Genomic DNA, 18,085 nt, shown 5'->3' on the forward strand with positions numbered 1-18,085 from the left:
CCATCACCATCAAGGCCGGTGACACCGTCGGCACCGTGACCGTCCCGGCACCAAGCGATGACGTGTTCATCGACAAGAGCACCCAGACCGTCAAGATCACCGACGCTACCGGCGGCAACTTCGAGAAGCTGGAAGTTGCAGGCAACGGCGCGACAACGACTATCAACGACACCATCGACAAGGTCGATGTGGTCCTGACCGCGACCAACACTGTGGGTGAAGGCGGCAACATCGTTTACACCGCCAGTCTTGTGGATAAAAACGGCGCGCCGGTGACCAACATCACCAACCCACTGACCGTCACCCTGGATAACGGTAAAACCATCACCATCGGTGTGAACCAATCCAGCGGCACCGTCACCACCGTGGCGCCGAACGACGTCTACAAAGGCGACCAGACCGTCACCACCGCCATCAAAGGCGTCACAGGCGGCGAGCACTTCGAGAACTTGGTGCCGGGTACTACGCCGGTAAATACCACCGTCACCGATACTCCGGGCACTGCGGATACCACCACCGTGACCCTGACTGCGCCAAGCGCAGTTAACGAAGGTGGTCAGATCACCTATACCGCGACCTTGAGCAACAAGGCCGGTACTGACGTCACGCTGAAGTTGGATAACGGTTCGACCATTACCATCAAGGCTGGCGACACCGTCGGCACCGTAACCGTTCCTGCACCTAGCGATGACGTGTTCATCGACAAGAGCACCCAGACCGTCAAGATCACCGACGCTACCGGCGGCAACTTCGAGAAACTGGAAGTTGCAGGCAACGGCGCAACCACCACCATCAACGACACTATCGACAAAGTCGATGTGGTACTGACGGCCACCAACACCGTCGGTGAAGGCGGCAACATCGTCTACACGGCCAGCCTTGTGGATAAAAACGGCGCGCCGGTGACCAACATCCCCAACCCACTGACCGTCACCCTGGATAACGGTAAAACCATCACCATCGGTGTGAACCAATCCAGCGGCACCGTCACCACCGTGGCGCCGAACGACGTCTACAAAGGCGATCAAACCGTCACCACCGCCATCAAAGGCGTGACTGGCGGTGAACACTTCGAGAACCTGGTGCCGGGCACTACGCCGGTAAATACCACCGTTACCGACACTCCCGGTACAACCGATCTCACCACCGTCACGCTGACCGCGCCAAGCGCAGTCAACGAAGGTGGCCAGATCACCTACACCGCCACCTTGAGCAACAAGGCCGGCAGCGACATGGTGATCCAGCTCGATAACGGTTCGAGCATCAGCATCAAGCAAGGTGCAACTGTCGGTACGGTGACCGTCCCGGCGCCAAGCGATGACGTGTTCATCGATAAGAGCACCCAGACCGTCAAGATCACTGGCACCACTGGCGGTAACTTCGAAGGTGTGAGCATTACACCGGGCGGCGCAACCACTACCATCAACGACACGATCGATGATGTGACGGTGTCGCTCAAGGCCACGGGGTCTACCAGCGAAGGCGGGCAGATCATCTACACCGCGTCGCTGGTCGACAAGAACGGTGTAGCGGTCAACAACGTCGGTTCCGACCTGGTGGTGAAGCTGGATAACGGTTCGACCATCACTATCGGTAACGGCAAGTCCAGCGGCGTCACTACCGCCACTGCGCCTAACGATGCGTACGTGGGCGCCAACGATGTCAGCAACAAGATCACCGGCGTGGTCAGCGGCGGTGACAAGTACGAGCACCTGATCGTCGACGGCAGCACCGTAGTCACCAAAGTCACCGACGTGGTCAACAACACCACCATCAGCATCACTGGCGACACATCGGTGACCGAAGGCGCAACCGCGCACTACACCCTGACCCTGAGCAACCCGGCGCAAACCGATGTGACCGTGACGCTCAAATACAGCGGCACCGCTACCGACGGCTCGGACTTCAACGGCGTGTACACCGTGAAGATCCCTGCCGGCTCCAGCAGCGTGCCGTTTGATATCCGTACCATCGATGACAAGATCACCGAGCCGACCGAGCAGATCGTCATCACCATCGACAAAACCACGGGTGGCAACTTCGAGAACCTGGTGGTCGACAAAGGTAGCGTCAGCACCAACATCATCGACAACGATGCGCCGCCGGTTATCGACCTGGATGCCAACAACTCCAGCGGCGCAACCGGTGCCGACTACAAGACGACCTTCACCGAAGGCACCGCCGGGCCGGGTGTGTCGATTGCCGACACGGATATCAAGATCACCGACCCGGACAGCACCCTGCTGACCGGCGCGACCGTCACCCTGACCAACGCACAGGCCGGTGATGCACTGAACCTGGGCAACAGCGTGAATGGCATTACCGTCAGCACCAACAACCAGACGGGCACCATCACCCTGACGTTGTCGGGCAGCGCCACGCTGGCTGACTACATGCAGCGTATCCAGAACATTACGTTCACCAACAGCAGCCACGACCCGAGCACCACGCCACGGACCATTACCGTGACCGTGACCGATGGCGGCAACTACTCCAACGTGGCGACCACCACCGTCAACGTAGTGGCGGTCAACGATCCACCGGTGGCGACCGGCAGTGCCGTGACCGGCACCGAAGACACGCCGCTGGCGCTGACCTGGGCCAACTTCGGCGTGACCGATGTGGACTCGCCACAAAGCAGCCTCGGCGTGAAAATCACCGACCTGCCGGTGGCCGGCAAGCTGCAATACCTGGCGGCGGATGGCACGACCTGGACCAGCGTGACCGCAGGCCAGACCTTCACCAAAGCCCAGATCGACGGCGGCCAGTTGCGCTTTATGCCGAACGCCAACGAGTCCGGCGCCGACGGTTATGGTGGCACCGGCGTTGGTAACAAGCAGGCGGACTACGCGCAGTTCAAGTTCCAGCCTACCGACGGCAAGGACCTGGGCAACAGCGCCACAGTGAAAGTCGACATCACCCCGGTGGCCGATGCTCCGACCCTGAATGTGGCCGACAACAGCGTCAATTCGATCGGCTTGCTCAAGCAAAGCTGGAACAGCGTTTCGGGTCTCGGCACCAACGGGAACGGCGCAGCACCGGCCGACCTGAAAAACGCCATTGATAACGCCGGCACGCCAAACAGCAGCGGGTTGGTGACCAACGTCGAATCCACCACCAATGTCACGGCAGGCAGCGGCTCGAAGATCTCCGGCCTGATGTACATGGAAGCCGGCAAGACCTACACCTTCAGCGGTACCGGCGATGACAGCCTGGTGATCAACGTCGGCGGCAAAGACGTGGCCAGCGCTCAGTGGGGCAACAACAGCGGCAAGTTCAGCGGCTCGATCACACCGACAGTGAGTGGTTATTACAGCCTCGAGATCTATCACGCCAACCAGTCCGGCCCTGGCAGCTACGACGTCAACCTGTCGGTCAATGGCGGCCCGGTTCAAGACCTGAGCACCAGCGGCGTGCCGCTGTACACCGGCATCACCGACCTGACCAACGCCGGCGTGACCGTCTCCGACCTGCATGGCAGCAACGGCGACGGTTACTACGTGGGCTACAAGCTCAACGAAGGTCTGGAAAACGGCACCGTCAAGCTGTCCAAGGTCACCACCGCACTGACCGACACCGACGGCTCGGAAACCCTCAGCGTGAAGATCAGCGGCATACCGGCCGGCTCCGTGCTCACCGATGCATCCGGGCATACTTTCACCGCGACCAAGGCTGTGGGCGAAGTCAACGTGACCGGTTGGGACCTGAGCTCCCTGTCGATCAAGCCACCGACCTACTACAGCGGCCAGTTCAACCTGGCGGTCACCTCGACCTCCACCGAAAGCCTCGGCGGTTCTGCGACCACCACCGCGCAATTGCCGGTCACCGTGTACCCGGCGACCTATAGCGCCGCCACCGGCACCTCGGGCAGCGACTCGCTCACCGGCACCGATGGCAACGACATTATGGTTTCTGATATCGGCGGCCTGAACGTGGTGCAGGGCAAGAACTACAACATCGCGTTCATGGTGGACAGTTCAGGCAGCATGACCCCGGCTTCGATCAGCGCGGCGAAAGACTCGCTGACCTCGGTGTTCAACTCGCTCAAAAACAGCCTGGGCGCCAACACCTCGGGCACGGTGAATATCTTCCTGGCAGACTTCGATACCCAAGTGAACAAGTCGGTCGCGATCAACCTCAACGATCCGAACGCGCTGAACGTGCTCAAGGGAGTACTGGACTCGATGACGTCGGGTGGCGGTACCAACTATGAGGACGTGTTCAAGACCACGGCGAACTTCTTCCAGAGCGGTCTGGCGACCAGCAACACCGGCGCCACCAACCTGACCTACTTCATCACCGATGGCCAGCCGACGTACTACCAGAGTGGCGAGCAGACCAACCCGACGATTTACAACACCAAGCTCGACGATCTGGTGACGACGTCCAACTACACACTGGGGACAACGTTCAGCAAGTACTTGGATAACACCCACTACTTCAGCATCGACACCTCGGGTGCAGCGCAATTGCAAACCTGGAATGGATCGCGCTGGGTCCTTAACAATCTCGGCACCCTTCACGCCCAAGGTGACGGCACCTACGAGTTGTCCAACCTGAACGGTACAGGCTACAGCACCGATTCGGCGACGTTGAGCAACGCCAAGAGCGCGTTTGCGCTGCTGGGTGGGCTGTCGCAGGTGGAAGCGATCGGTATCAACGGCGATGTCAGCCTCAATGACCTCAAACCGTACGACAGCGATGGCAAGCCGCAAAGCAACATCGATCCGAAGGACCTGGCCAATGCCATCCTCGGTCACACCGAGGCCACGCTGCCTGGCAGCGACACCGTGAACGGCGGCGACGGCAACGATATTATCTTCGGCGACCTGGTGAGTTTCAGCGGCGTTACCGGTGAGGGCTACAACGCGCTACAAGCCTTTGTGGCGCAGAAAACCGGCGTAGCCGTGACGGACGTGACCCCTTCGAACGTGCACCAGTACGTGACCGAGCACTACGCCGACTTCGATGTATCCGGCGCCAAAGACGGCAACGACACGCTGCTGGGCGGCGCAGGCGATGACATCCTGTTCGGCCAGGGCGGTAATGACTACCTGGACGGCGGCAAAGGCAATGACATCCTGTTGGGCGGCACCGGTAACGACACGCTGATCGGCGGGCCGGGCAACGACATCCTGATCGGTGGCTCGGGCGCCGACACCTTCGTGTGGAAAGCCGGTGACGTCGGTAACGATGTGATCAAGGACTTCAAGGCGTCGGAAGGCGACCGCATTGATCTGCGGGATCTGTTGAAGGGTGAAACGGACAGCACCATCGACAACTACTTGAAGATCACCACGGTGGACGGTGTGTCGACCCTGCAAGTGAGCAGTGAAGGCAAGCTCAACGCCGCCGGTGGCCTGGCCAATGCCGACGTGACGATCAAGCTGGAAGGCAACGATTGGTCCCACACCAGCATCAACTCGCTGATCAGTGGTGCCGACCCGACCATCAAGATCGACCACACCGCCTAAGCCTCGGATATCGGCCGCCCTCACCGGCGGCCGATTTCGTTGCTGGCCCTGCCGGGCGGTTGCATCGCATACTTGTGCCTATCAACACACTGTTGGCCGATGCTGGCGACGGCGTGTGGCTCATTTTCGAGGGGTTCTTATGTTTTATGTGCAACGTGATGCCCAGGGCGCGCTAAGCCGCGTGGAGGCCGCCGCCTTTGCCGAGTCGACCGAAACCCTGCCGGCCGATCACCATGAGATCCAGGCCTGGTACGCCAACGAAGTGGTGGAAACCAGCCTGGCGCAACTCAAGCAGAGTGACCTGGAGATGATTCGGGTGCTCGACGACTTGATCCAGGTGCTGACCAGCAAAGGCATTATCAGCGTGACGGACCTGCCGCCCGCTGCCCAGGCAAAACTGATCGACCGTACCCACGCGCGGGAATCATTGGGTGGGTTGAGCCACTTGATCAATGATGAAGAGACTGGGCTGATCTGAGTGCTGGAGTGCTCAGCCCACGCAATAGACCCGCATTACTTCCAAGGCGCAGGCTCGCCAAATAACTGCCCCTGCACGCCGAAGATCCCCATCTCGCGAATCACCTTCAACTCGCCCTCGGTCTCCACGCGCTCGGCGATCAACGGCAAGTCGATGCTGTGGGCCGCACGCTGGATCGCCTCGATAAACAGGCGTTTGTCGCTCTCCTGGTCGATGGCACGGATGTAGCTGCCGTCGATCTTCAGGTACGCCAGGCCCAGGCGCGCCAAGTTGCCGATCATGCTGAAGCGCCCGCCAAAACGCTGCAGGCTCAGGGAAAAGCCCAGCTCGCGCAGGCGATGGGTCAATTGCTCGAGCAGGGCCTGCTCCGGCAGTTGTTCCTCGCCGATCTCCAGGGTCAGGCGCGGGCCCAGGTTGCTGTGCTGGCGTAGCAGTTCAACAATCCGATTCAGCGCCTGGGCATCCTGCAAGGTCGCGGCCGAGAGGTTCAGCGCCAGGCTATGGGTGTGGCCGGCCATCTGTTTGAGCACTTGTTCGAGCATCAGGCGGTCCAGGCGGGACGTCCAGCCGAAGCGTTCAAGCCACGGCAGGAAACGCCCGGCGGGTATCGTATGGCCGTCTTCATCCTGCAGGCGTGACAGGACTTTATAGTGCAGCACCAATTGCGGGTCCTGGCTGGCCACCACCGGCTGGAAATACAACTCGAAGCGCTGCTGCGTCAGTGCCTGGTCCAACAGCCTGTGCCAGGCATGGTGATCATCACCAACACTGGCGGCGGCGCTATGGTCAAGGCATACCCAACTGCTATCGCCCTGCCCCTCAGCTTGCGCCAGGGCCTGGTCAGCCAAGGTCAGCAGCGCCTGGGGGGCGTCGCCATGGTTGAACGGTGCCAGGCCCATGTAAGCGACCGGCGTCACATCGCTGGCGCCGGTGGCCTGCAGGCTGTGCAAGGTGCTTTCGAGGTTCTGCGCCAATTGCAGCGCCTCTTCACGCATCAGCCCCGGCGCCAGCACGGCGAACTCACCACCGCGAATACGCGTGACGAGGTTGTGGGTTTCCGGGTACGGCTCGCACTGGCGCAGCAGTTGCTGACCGACCGCTTGCAGCAACTGGTCAGTGCGCTGGCCACCCAGGCGCTGGTTGAGACCGGCCAGGTCCTTGACCCGCAACAGCAGCAGATAGCCGGTGCTGGTGTCTTCCGGGTTGCTGACACGAGCGTTGAGCTGCATCTCGAAGTAGCGACGATTGGCCAGGCCGGTGAGGTTGTCCTGATAGGATTCGGTGCGCAATTTTTCGCTGCGTTCGGCCTGCTCCTGGAACAGCGCCTTGAGCTTTTCTACCATCTGGTTCATGGCCTGTACCACGCGCCGCAGTTCCGGCGTGCGGGGCAGCTCAGGCAGGCTGAGGAATTCGCGGCGGGCGATGGCATGGGACTGCTTGACCATGTAGTCCAAAGGTTTCAATTGCCGCCGTAGCAACAGTGCGCCGAGCACCGCACTGACCGCGCCGCACAGCAGCAGCCAACCGAGACTGCCCAGGGCGCTCTGCCAGAGTTTGGCCAGCGCGAACATCGGGTGGCTGATCACCTCCACCCGCGCCGCCTGCTCCCAACCACGATTGACCAACGCATCACCCCCGGCCGGTTCCAGGCCGATCAACTTGACGAACCAGTCGGGCACGCCATTGTTGTCGGGAATGCCACTACGCTCGACGATAGTCTTGTCGGTTGCCAGGTCCACCACGCGGATGCTCGCGTAATAACCGCTGTCGAAGATCGAACTGACCAGCAGCTCCACCATGGCCGGATCGTCGATATTGGGCGTCAGCGACAGCGCCAATGCCGTCGCCGCATCCTGTGCGTGGGAGCGCAACTGGTTGACGTATTGCGTGCGCGAGCTCTCCAGGCTGACCATGAAGCTGCCGCTGAAGGCGACTACGAGGAACAGACAGATTGCGATCAATAGTTGTTTGAACAAAGACACCGATCAGTTACTCCTAGTTGGCAGGCTCGGCTGGAAAGCCTTCCGCACGCATTTTTCTCAACACATCCTGCCAGCGCGACAAGCGTTTGGTATCGCCGACTTTCTTGTTGCCCTTGGCACCCGGCAAGTACAGCCCCTCGGCGTTGAATGAGTACACCGGAAGCAGATCGGTGCGGCGGGTGGCCGGGAGGATCTCGTCCATCAGGCTGTCGAGCACCAACGGGATAGCGTCGGGGGTCGGATAGTAGGTCAGGACCATGTGAGCGCGATTCTGACGCAAGGCCTTGACGTAAGTAATGCGCAATTTGTCGCTGGAAACACCCAGGTGGCGCAGGCTGAAATACTTGGCGATAGCGTAGTCTTCGCAATCACCGGCACCCTTCCACAAGGCTTCGACAGGCGTCTCCCAATAGTCTTCCACATGCCACAGATCGATGTCTTCCGTGTAGGTCATGTGCTGGTTGAAGAACAGATTGACGACCTTGAGCTGCTCTTGTTCACTGACTTGTTTCTGCGTCGCCAGCAACCGCTGCCACTCGTCGATACGTTGCTGCCCCTTCCCCAACGGTCCGTACAAGGCGGTGGCTTTGCGGCTGATCTGGGAGAAATCCCAATCGGCATGCAGCCCGCCGAGCATCAAGCCGGCCAACAATAGCGCTGAAAACAGCCAGCTGAGGATTCGGGAAGAAATAAAACTTACCGCCAAGGCGTTCAGTCCGTGAAGAAAGACGGAATTTCAAGGGATGGTGAAGCTTTGACCCGGAAAAAACAATGGCACAGTGCAATCATTCATGAGCCAGCCAAATTTATAACCGCAATTTGTGGGATGCACAAAGTACTTCCTGTAAGCCCTTACAAACGGAAACTTTGGTTGTTTGACAAGCGTGCAACCCATCTTTAGTGTGCATTGGATCCAATTAAACAGACTCTATTCAAGAAAGGAGGATAGCGTAACCGTGACGCAGAAGCCGAACCCTTTAAGCAGCATCAAAATCAGCGAGCCTATTCCCGCCCATCTTGCCCGCTCCGTTATTGAAGAAACATTACGAAACGCCATTCTCGATGGGCGTCTGCCCTGTGGCACGGCTATGCGCCAGCAAGAACTGGCCAGCCTGTTCGGTGTCAGCCGCATGCCCGTGCGAGAAGCCCTGCGCCAACTGGAGGCACAGTCCTTGCTGCATGTGGTGACCCACAAAGGCGCCGTGGTAGCCCCCTTGATCGAGGACAATTCGGCTGAGACCTATGGCTTGCGCATGTTGCTGGAGTCCGAAGCGTTGCGCTTGTCGATCCCCTTGCTCACCGACGCCGACATTGAAGAGGCCGAATCTTGCATCAATGCTCTGGAGCGTGAAAAAGACTACACCGAGATCGGACGCCTCAATCGCCTGTTCCACATGGCCTTGTATGGCAAGGCACCTAACCAGCGGTTACTCAAGTTGGTCGAACATGGGCTGAACGAGGAGGAGCGGTTCCTGCGCTTCAACCTCGAGGCGATGGGCCTGGGACCGACGTCCCAGGAAGATCACCGGGAACTGCTGAGCCTGGTGGCACAGAAAAAAATCGACGAGAGCATCCTTACGCTACGCAATCACCTGATGCGCGGGATGGAAGTGATCGCCAATTACCTCAATGGTCTCGACACCAGCGACAACAAAAGGTCCCTGTAAGCCCTTCCCGTCCCCCTTCTCTGACTATTTATTAAGCGGGGCAACTTCTATCTGGAAGTGTCCCGCGCTAATCAGTTATAAAAAATTGAACACACTCAATTAAACCGACCGACAACAAAGAAACTTCCCACTTTTAAAAAGACAATTTCCGCCCACTGTTATTTTTCGAAAAAACATCTAATACATTTATAAGCTCACCCAAACGTTTATTCAGCTTATTATCTTCGCCCAACAGCCCCAACCTCTCAAAATTGGCCACCCACACCGTTATCACGGTGGAGCTGCGCCCGCGGCCCCGACTTGGCGTCACCCGCCTATTTATTAATTAAAAAATCCTTATCACTGCTCAGAGCATTCGCAATACAGGCGTCAACCATGCACCAACATCTACTTGAACAAAAAAGACTGCAGTTGTGCAGCCACCCGCTATTTATAGAAATAACTTCACTCCGTAAGTTACAAATCTTTATGGAGCACCACGTATTTGCCGTTTGGGACTTCATGACACTGACCAAACGCTTGCAGCAGGACCTGACCTGCACCGGGATCCCCTGGTTCCCACCCTCCGACCCACACGCCGCCCGCCTGATCAATGAAATCGTGTTGGCCGAGGAGTCGGACGAGCATCCAACTCGCGGCTACAGCAGTCACTTCGAGCTGTACCTGGATGCAATGGCAGAAGTGGGCGCCAGCACACTTGCGATCACACGCTTCATTGACCTGCAGCTTCAGGAAGTGGAAGCAAACGCAGCCTTGCAAGCCGTCAGCGCGCCACTTGGCGTTGCTCGCTTCGTTGACTGCACGTTGCAGATCGCCTGGAACGCACCCAGCCATTGTGTGGCGGCAGCCTTCCTGCACGGCCGCGAAAGCGTCATTCCGTCGATGTTCGAACGCATCTCGCGCAGCCACGGATTCATTGAGCGTGAGGCACCTACTTTCCATCACTACCTCAACCGCCACATCGAGATGGACAGCCACGCGCATGGCCCGGCAGCCCATCAGTTGCTCCAACGCCTGATCGGCGCAGACCCGACGCGCCAGAAACAGGCCGACAGCACTGCAATCAGCGCCATGGAAAGCCGCATCCTGTTTTGGAACGACGTGCAGGCCTCGATGCGAGAGGCGCACCCATGAATACCATTGGCTACCGCTCGTTTGCCGAAGACTGGGAACGTCGTGCAACCATCCGCACTCGCCCCCGACGCCTGCTGGAGAACGACCAAAAATTAATCTACCCCCTGTGCCGCCAACCGCTGGTCCTCAGCGAGACCTTTCTTGACCATTGCCCGCAGTGGCGCGACTTCGTACTGGCGCAAAGCTTTTACCAATTCGTCAATAATGTGGTGATCTTCGAAACCGAGATCGTCGACAAGACCGCCCGCAGCATTGCCAAAAACGGCTTCTCGCTGCCTTTCCCGGCGGCCTGTCGCGTCGACGCGATGACCGTCGTGATCGATGAGGATTACCACGCACTGGTCGCACTGGACTTCCTGCAGCAAGCCGTGCACATGACGGGTATTGAGCCTCTCGAACTCCCCCGGCAAATCGAGCTGAGCCGCGCCCTGCCGGCAGCGCAGGCGGGCGCTCCGGCGCACTTGCACGATGCCGTGGAGTTGATTGTCGTGGCCATTGCCGAAAATACGGTGACGCAGGACGTAGCGGCGTTCTCCAAGGACGACAGCGTCAAGCGGTCCATCCGTGGCTTGATGGCTGATCACTTGGCTGACGAGGGGCGCCACGCGCAATTCTGGACGCAGTTGGTACGTCTCTACTGGCAGGGGGCAAGCCCGGAGGACCGTGACAGCATTGCTGAAATCCTGCCGGTTTTCCTGGCGCATTACCTGACCAATGAGCTGCAGAAGGACTTCGATCTGCACCTGATCGAGCATTTGGACATCGATCTCGACATCCGCGTGACACTGCGCCATGAGATCGGCGCGATGGACTTTCCTATTACTCGCCGGCATCCGCTGGTGGGCAACATCATGAGTTTTCTACATCACAGCGGTGTGCTGCAAACCCCCAGTGTCGCCCAGGCTTTAAATGACTACCTGGCCCAACCGGGGAGGTTGGCATGAGGTGCTTGACGATTGGATGGGGCTCCCCAAGCGAGGCCCTCGGGGCCATCAGGCAGATGATGGAACAGTACGGGCACGCAGCCGGGGTGGAGGCGGTCGATCTGGTGATCGAGGACGGTAGCCAACCGCTGCCGAGTGTATTTGCCGACACATCCCGGCTGAGCCTGCGCGTGGGCATCGGCCCGATCGGTGCACACGGGCTGCCTGCACTCCAGTTTCGCTGTTACAACCGTGAGCGGTGCCTGCTGGCCGTGCATGACGTTTGCGCGCAGCCAAGCGGTAACGGCCAGAGGCTGCGCCAAGAGGCAACGAACGCACTGGTGGAATGGGTCGCCGTGCTGGTCAGCGATTTCTCGAGAGACCCCGATTATTTCTGCGCACCGGTCACGGTTAACGAATGGCCCGAACAAGGTTTGCAAGGGCTGGAAGCGTTGGCGTTTTTGCACCGCTTCAATCGTAGCGCGCAACCGGCACTGTTGCAGGCAGCCCAGGTGCCCATGATCGAACGGTTGCAGACGAGCCTTCAGGCCTACGCCCATCGGCCTGCGCTGAATATAGCGGGGCAGGTGCTGACTTATCACCAACTTCACGCATACGCCTTGGCGATACAGGAGCAATTGGTACCCCTGCTGGGAAGCCGTGAGACACCCCAGGTAATCGGCGTGTGCCTGGAAAAGTCCGTCGAACTCTACGCCAGCGTTCTCGCGGTGCTGGGGTGCGGCGCAGTGTATTTACCCCTGTCACCCGATCACCCGGTGCAGCGCCAACACAGCATGCTGGAAAGCATCGGAGCCTGCATTCTGCTGGAAGACGGCCGGCACCCTCTAAGAGAGCATTTCGATACACTGGATGTCAGCAGGATCGACCCGCGCCACAGCGATTGCACGCAGCCGCTGATGCATGATCGGCCTTGTGTAGACGCGCCCTGCATGGCGTTGTTTACCTCGGGCAGCACGGGTCAACCCAAGGGCGTATTGCTCAGCCAACACAACCTGGCGCACTTCACCGCCTGGCTCGGTGCCTGCGTGATGATGGATCAGCAGAGTCGTGTGCTGCAGTTTTCGCCATTGAGTTTCGATTCGTCGCTGATCGACATCTTCCCGGCCCTGGTGGCTGGCGCCGAGCTGATTGTGCCCGGCGCAGAACAACGGGCGGATCCTCTGCAACTGGTCGAGTTGATTCGTCAGCAGCGCGTCACCCATGGGTTTCTACCGCCGGCATTGCTCAGCATCCTACCGCTGGACCAGCCATTGGGCCTTACTCATGTGCTCACCGGTGGCGACTTCTGCGAGCCTTACGTGATCGAGCGACTGGCGGGCCAGTGCCAGTTGCACAACCTCTACGGCCCCACTGAAGCCACGGTACTGGCGACCCACCGGACTTTCCAGCTGGGTGACAGCCATCGCAACATCGGCCGTCCCATTGCCAACAGCCAAGTGCTGATCCTCGACGAGCACCTGCGTCCGGTGGAGGAGCAGGTGGTCGGCGAGCTGTATATCGCCGGTCCCGGCGTGAGCCTGGGCTACGTGAACGCAGCATCACAGGCCGACAGCCCTTTCGTTACGCTGACCTTGCCGGACGGACAGTTGCTGGCGACTTACCGCAGCGGCGATCTGGCCAAGTGGACGCAAACCGGAATCGAGCTGTGCGGTCGCCGGGATGACCAGATCAAGATCCGTGGCTTTCGAGTCGAACCTCAGGAGATCGAGCAGTGCCTGCGCAACAGTCGCCTGTTCCGCCAGGTGGCCGTGGTAACCACCCCAATGCACAGGATCATCGGTTTTGCCGCTCAGCCGGAGCCCGGCGTCACACTGGCAAGCCTCAAGGAACACGCGCGACAGTGGCTGCCTGAATACATGCAACCCGTGAGCTGGAGCGAGTTGCCAAGCATGCCCCGCTCAAGCAATGGCAAGATTGATCGCCGGGCATTACGAGCACTGCCGCCTCCTGCCGCTCATGAGGTGACTCATTACGCGGCACAAACCCCTCTTCAAGCGCAGTTGATGGAACTGTGGGCGGAGTTACTAGGGTTGGCTGTGCACGAGTTGTCTATCGACGACAGCTTTTTCAACCGGGGCGGCCACTCCATTCTGCTGTCGAACCTCTTGTTGCGCCTGCGCGAGCGGTTTGGTCGCAGCCCTTCCTTGAGCCGTTTCTTTGAAACACCCACGATCCGTACGCTTGCAGCGCTGATGGAGGGCTGCGCACTGCCCCAGACACCCTCAAGCCTGATGGAGAAAGATGCGACAAGGGTGCTAGGGGTCGAGATGCTGCATGGAAACTGTGCAGGTGACCCGCGCAAGGTCATTGTCACAGGGGCCAACAGCTTTGTCGGGGTCCATATTGTCCAGGCGCTGCTGGATGGCGGAGCACATGAAGTGGCGTGCCTGATCCGGGAGCTGCCTGGCGATTGCGCGGCGGCTCGGTTCAGCGAGGCGTTGCGAGCCTATCGCCTGGAACAACATCTGGACCTGAGCCGCGTGCGGGTGTACCCCGCTGACATGCGCTTGCCTCGCCTGGGCCTTACCTGCGACGTGTATGAGCACCTCGCGCGCAGTTACGGTGTGTTGGTGCACAACGCCGCCCAGGTCAATCACGTAATGGATTACGCCTTACTCGCCAAGGACAACGTCGAGCCGATCTTTGAGTGCCTGCGCTTTTGCGAAACGTATTGCAAGAAGGTATTCAATTTCATTTCGACACTGTCCGCCTGCAGCAGTATCGACGCCCATAGGCACGTTTTAGAAACCGGTGCCGCGAGTACGTTGCCGCTCTATATGAAAAATGGCTACAACCTGTCCAAGTGGGTCGCTGAGCGCTTGCTGGGACGTGCCGTCGCGCAAGGCGCCTGGGTGAATATCCTGCGACCGGGGAACATCAGTTTCAACAGTCAAAGTGGCGTTTGCCAGCCGCAGAAAAATCGGTTGATGTTGATGCTCAAGGGGTCCCTGCAATTGGGGCTGGCGCCACAGCTGGATGTGAATTTCGATCTGATGCCTGTGGACTTCCTGGCCCGCTTCATAGCGTTCCACGGTTCCTGTTTTTGCGCTGGGCGAAATGTTTTCAACCTGCACAACCCACAACCCTTGAGCTGGGATCAGTATCTCGATGCGTTCAGCCAGGCTGGGCATATTTTCCAACGGGTAAGCATTGAACAGTGGCAACGGTCACTGCGCGCAGTAAGCCGTGATAATGCGTTGTTTGGTGTGTTGGGTTTCTATCTGGGCGTGCTGGGTGAGGATATCGGTGACACGTCGATGATCTGTTATGACAACGCACGCTGGGGGGTGGAGAAGATGGGTACACATTACCCGCCAAAAGACCCGGCATTGCTACGTAAGGGTTGCGACTACCTCAGGACCACCGGCTTTCTCTGAATTGCTTCAGGACATCTTCATGAAACCGCTACAACCCGATACGTTAATCCGTAACCCTAACGGCACACCGATCCTGGCCTCCATCGTTGTCCCTTGCGAGGCAACTCGCCTGTGGGCGTTGGTGGGCAACTTCGCAGGCTTTGATGCCTTCGTTCCAGGCCTGTCGCGCATTGAGATGACCGGCGCAGGCGTGGGTGCATTGCGCACGAAATTTTTCGACAATGGGCATTGCGTCGTGGAGCAACTCAACAGTCGAGACGAAGCCGCCATGTCGATGACGTGGACCACCCTCTACAACACCTTGGGCTTGGCCCAATTCTGGGCGGCGATGAGTGTGCAAGCACTTGGCGCAAGCAGCTCCAGGGCAACCTGGACGCTTGTGGGTGAGCCATTGGCTTCAACGCAAGTAGAGTTCGAAGCGTTTGTGCAGGCGTTCGCGGACAGCGCACTGCGTAATGTGCGCCGAATGCTTAGCTGAGCACTCGGAGCGAGTGATCTCGCTCCGGTGCAGCATGGTTAGATCTTGAAGCTATCGACCAATTGCTTCAATCGGCTTGCCTGTTGGGACAGGGCATCGCAGTCCCTCAGCGTTTCGTTGAGGTTGGCCACACCCTGCTGGTTAAGCAGATTGATCTGGTTGATGTCGACATTGAGGGTTTCAACCACAGCGGTTTGCTCCTCGGTGGCGGCAGCCACCGATTGGTTCATACCGTCGATCTCTACGATCCGCTGGGTCACGCTGACCAACCGTTCACCCGCCTGGTTGGCGACTTCAACGCTCTCCTCGCTGGAGGCCTGGCTGGCATTCATAGTGGTCACGGCTTCACGCGAGCCCACTTGCAGGGAAGTGATCATTTTGTGGATCTCTTCCGCCGACTCTTGCGTACGATGCGCCAGGTTACGCACCTCATCCGCCACCACGGCAAACCCACGCCCGGCTTCACCCGCACGAGCGGCTTCGATCGCTGCGTTAAGGGCCAACAAGTTGGTTTGCTGGGAAATGCCTTTGATCACATCAAGAATGTGACCGATGTTGTCGGTGCTGGCGTTCAGGGTTTCGATCTGAGTGCAGGACAAACTGATCTTCTGCGATAACTCCGACATTGCCTGGATAGTTTGCTCAACGACCTTGCGACCATCGTCAGCCTGTTCGCTGGCGCCACTGGCATGCTGCGAAGCATCAGCAGCGTTACGTGCGATTTCCTGGGTGGCGGCGCCCAGTTCGTTAATCGCCGCAGCCACGCTATTGGTACGTGCACTCTGCTCATCGGAACCGATGATCGACGCGTTGGATGAGGCCATCACGCGTTGGGACAGATCATGCACCTGACGCGTTGCCGACGACACTTCGGAAATGGAAGCGTGGATACGTTCAACGAACTGGTTGAACGCGCTACCCACTTCACCGAATTCGTCTTTGCTGGTCACGTCGAGGCGGCGGGTCAAATCGCCTTCCCCCTGAGCAATGTCTTGCATAGCAACGCCCATGGTCGTCAACGGACGCAGCAACACCTGAATCAACAGACTCAGAAGCACTGCGATAGCTATCACGGCGACCAACATCGCAATCAATGCCGAGGTGCGGAACTTGCCTAGTGGCGCGTAGGCTTTGTCTTTGTCGATCGACAGACCAATGTACCAGTCTGCGCCTGGCAAACCGGTGATGGGGGTGAACGAGAGGATGCGATCCTGACCATTGAGGACTACGTCCTGGTTGGCTTTCTCGATACGCAGGTTGGTTCCAGGGTAGATATCCTTCAGGTTTTTCATCACCTGGTCCTGGTCAGGGCTGACGATGACCTGGCCGTCGCCACTCACCAGGAACGCATGACCGATACCGCCGAAGTCGACCGAGTTGATGATCTTCACCAGGGTTTGCAGGCTCAAGTCACCGCCAACAACGCCGAGCAACTCGCCGTTCTTTTTCACTGGCATGGCGATCGTCACGATCTGCCCACCCACAGCCGCCATATAAGGAGGAGTAAGCATGGGTTTGTCGGCCACTACTGCTTGCTTGTACCAAGGGCGCTGACGCGGGTCATAGCCGTCAGGCATCTTCGCGTCGGGGCGCTGGGTGAACACGCCGTTGGTTTGACCCACATAAGTGAACTGGAAATTCGATGTGAACGCTGGCTGATCGACCAACCCAGGAAGGTCGGCAGCGCTGCCTTGATGGGCAATGTTTTGCGTCAGGTTTTCGAGTACCAAAATGCGACCACTGAGCCAGTTCTGCACGCTGCTGGCGGTGAGTTCACCGGACTGCTGAATGGACGATGCCAAATTTTGCTTGATGGTACTGCGCTGCAGGTAGTCGTTGTAGAGCGTGAATAATGCGAAGGCCAAAACCACGACGCCTGACGCGGCCAACAGAATTTTATGACTGAACTTAAGATTCATTTCATCGACTTCTTTTGCCAAAGGGGGATGAGCGTGCCGAGTGGAACATTCCATGTAAGGGATAGGCGGACTCTTGGGCCGCTCTATTTCAGTGCACGCATGGCTCATCAGGCTTTCGGCCAAGAATCGATAAATCTTAGAAATATTGTGAGACGCGTCCTTTTTTAGCGTAGGAAAGAGACAGGCGGTAGTTCTGTTGTCCATTGCCGCAGCGCAAGTGCTGGCAACGCGCGTAGTGGCCCAGGGCTGGGTTGATGCTGAGGCAGCATACCCCCTTAAACGACAAAACCCCTGTCTGCATTGGCAGACAGGGGTTTCGGAATTTAATCTTGACGATGACCTACTCTCACATGGGGAAACCCCACACTACCATCGGCGATGCATCGTTTCACTACTGAGTTCGGGATGGGATCAGGTGGTTCCAATGCTCTATGGTCGTCAAGAAATTCTGTATACCAGTCCGTTGCATTCACAACGTGCCGGTGAATTTCATATGCTTCTACATAAAACAAAACCCCATCTGCTTTCGCAAATGGGGTTTCGGAATTTAATCTTGACGATGACCTACTCTCACATGGGGAAACCCCACACTACCATCGGCGATGCATCGTTTCACTGCTGAGTTCGGGATG

General features: G+C 58.5%; 9 protein-coding genes, 2 rRNA genes and 1 pseudogene. 7 read left to right on the forward strand and 5 right to left on the reverse strand.

Annotated elements, in window-relative coordinates; translation table 11 throughout:
- Both JBE38_RS27400 and JBE38_RS27405 read left to right on the forward strand, forming a co-directional pair.
- Nucleotides 1-5,474, forward strand: a pseudogene (locus JBE38_RS27400) (LapA family giant adhesin); the annotation flags it as partial.
- A gap of 139 nt (nt 5,475-5,613) precedes the next feature.
- Complete coding sequence (locus tag JBE38_RS27405; RefSeq protein ID WP_060756940.1) at nt 5,614-5,952, forward strand: hypothetical protein; 339 nt, start codon at nt 5,614-5,616, stop codon at nt 5,950-5,952.
- A 35-nt stretch (nt 5,953-5,987) separates the two neighbouring features.
- On the opposite strand, the gene lapD is transcribed toward JBE38_RS27405, so the two are convergent.
- Together lapD and lapG are read right to left on the reverse strand one after the other, a co-directional pair.
- Complete coding sequence (gene lapD, locus JBE38_RS27410; RefSeq protein ID WP_090367676.1) at nt 5,988-7,934, reverse strand: cyclic di-GMP receptor LapD; 1,947 nt, start codon at nt 7,932-7,934, stop codon at nt 5,988-5,990.
- Between the two features lie 13 nt (nt 7,935-7,947).
- A complete protein-coding gene (gene lapG / locus JBE38_RS27415) occupies nt 7,948-8,640 on the reverse strand; it encodes a cysteine protease LapG (protein WP_104995131.1) in 693 nt (230 codons plus the stop codon).
- Nucleotides 8,641-8,890: 250 nt separating this feature from the next.
- Between lapG and JBE38_RS27420 the strand changes: the two genes are divergently transcribed.
- From JBE38_RS27420 to JBE38_RS27440, 5 genes are all read left to right on the forward strand, one after another.
- Nucleotides 8,891-9,601, forward strand: coding sequence for a GntR family transcriptional regulator (locus JBE38_RS27420; protein ID WP_060756943.1), 711 nt, complete (start codon nt 8,891-8,893; stop codon nt 9,599-9,601).
- Nucleotides 9,602-9,976: 375 nt separating this feature from the next.
- Nucleotides 9,977-10,735: a DUF3050 domain-containing protein gene (locus JBE38_RS27425; protein ID WP_090367678.1), complete on the forward strand. Its 759-nt coding sequence runs from the start codon at nt 9,977-9,979 to the stop codon at nt 10,733-10,735.
- Complete coding sequence (locus tag JBE38_RS27430) at nt 10,732-11,679, forward strand: diiron oxygenase (protein WP_205345592.1); 948 nt, start codon at nt 10,732-10,734, stop codon at nt 11,677-11,679. The genes JBE38_RS27425 and JBE38_RS27430 overlap by 4 nt, the downstream gene beginning before the upstream one ends.
- Nucleotides 11,676-15,056, forward strand: coding sequence for an amino acid adenylation domain-containing protein (locus tag JBE38_RS27435; protein WP_205345593.1), 3,381 nt, complete (start codon nt 11,676-11,678; stop codon nt 15,054-15,056). The genes JBE38_RS27430 and JBE38_RS27435 overlap by 4 nt, the downstream gene beginning before the upstream one ends.
- 19 nt (nt 15,057-15,075) lie before the next feature.
- Nucleotides 15,076-15,534 carry an SRPBCC family protein gene (locus JBE38_RS27440; protein ID WP_161550380.1) on the forward strand — a complete coding sequence of 153 codons (459 nt, stop codon included), beginning with the start codon at nt 15,076-15,078 and terminating at the stop codon, nt 15,532-15,534.
- A 38-nt stretch (nt 15,535-15,572) separates the two neighbouring features.
- Here the strand turns inward: JBE38_RS27440 and JBE38_RS27445 are convergent, their stop codons facing one another.
- From JBE38_RS27445 to rrf (JBE38_RS28130), 3 genes are all read right to left on the reverse strand, one after another.
- Nucleotides 15,573-17,453: a methyl-accepting chemotaxis protein gene (locus tag JBE38_RS27445; protein WP_205345594.1), complete on the reverse strand. Its 1,881-nt coding sequence runs from the start codon at nt 17,451-17,453 to the stop codon at nt 15,573-15,575.
- Between the two features lie 327 nt (nt 17,454-17,780).
- A 5S ribosomal RNA gene (rrf, locus tag JBE38_RS27450) occupies nt 17,781-17,896 on the reverse strand.
- Nucleotides 17,897-18,004: 108 nt separating this feature from the next.
- A 5S ribosomal RNA gene (gene rrf / locus JBE38_RS28130) occupies nt 18,005-18,085 on the reverse strand; the annotation flags it as partial.

The organism is Pseudomonas sp. ICBG1301, assembly GCF_016918385.1.
Taxonomy (GTDB): Bacteria; Pseudomonadota; Gammaproteobacteria; order Pseudomonadales; family Pseudomonadaceae; genus Aquipseudomonas; species Aquipseudomonas palleroniana.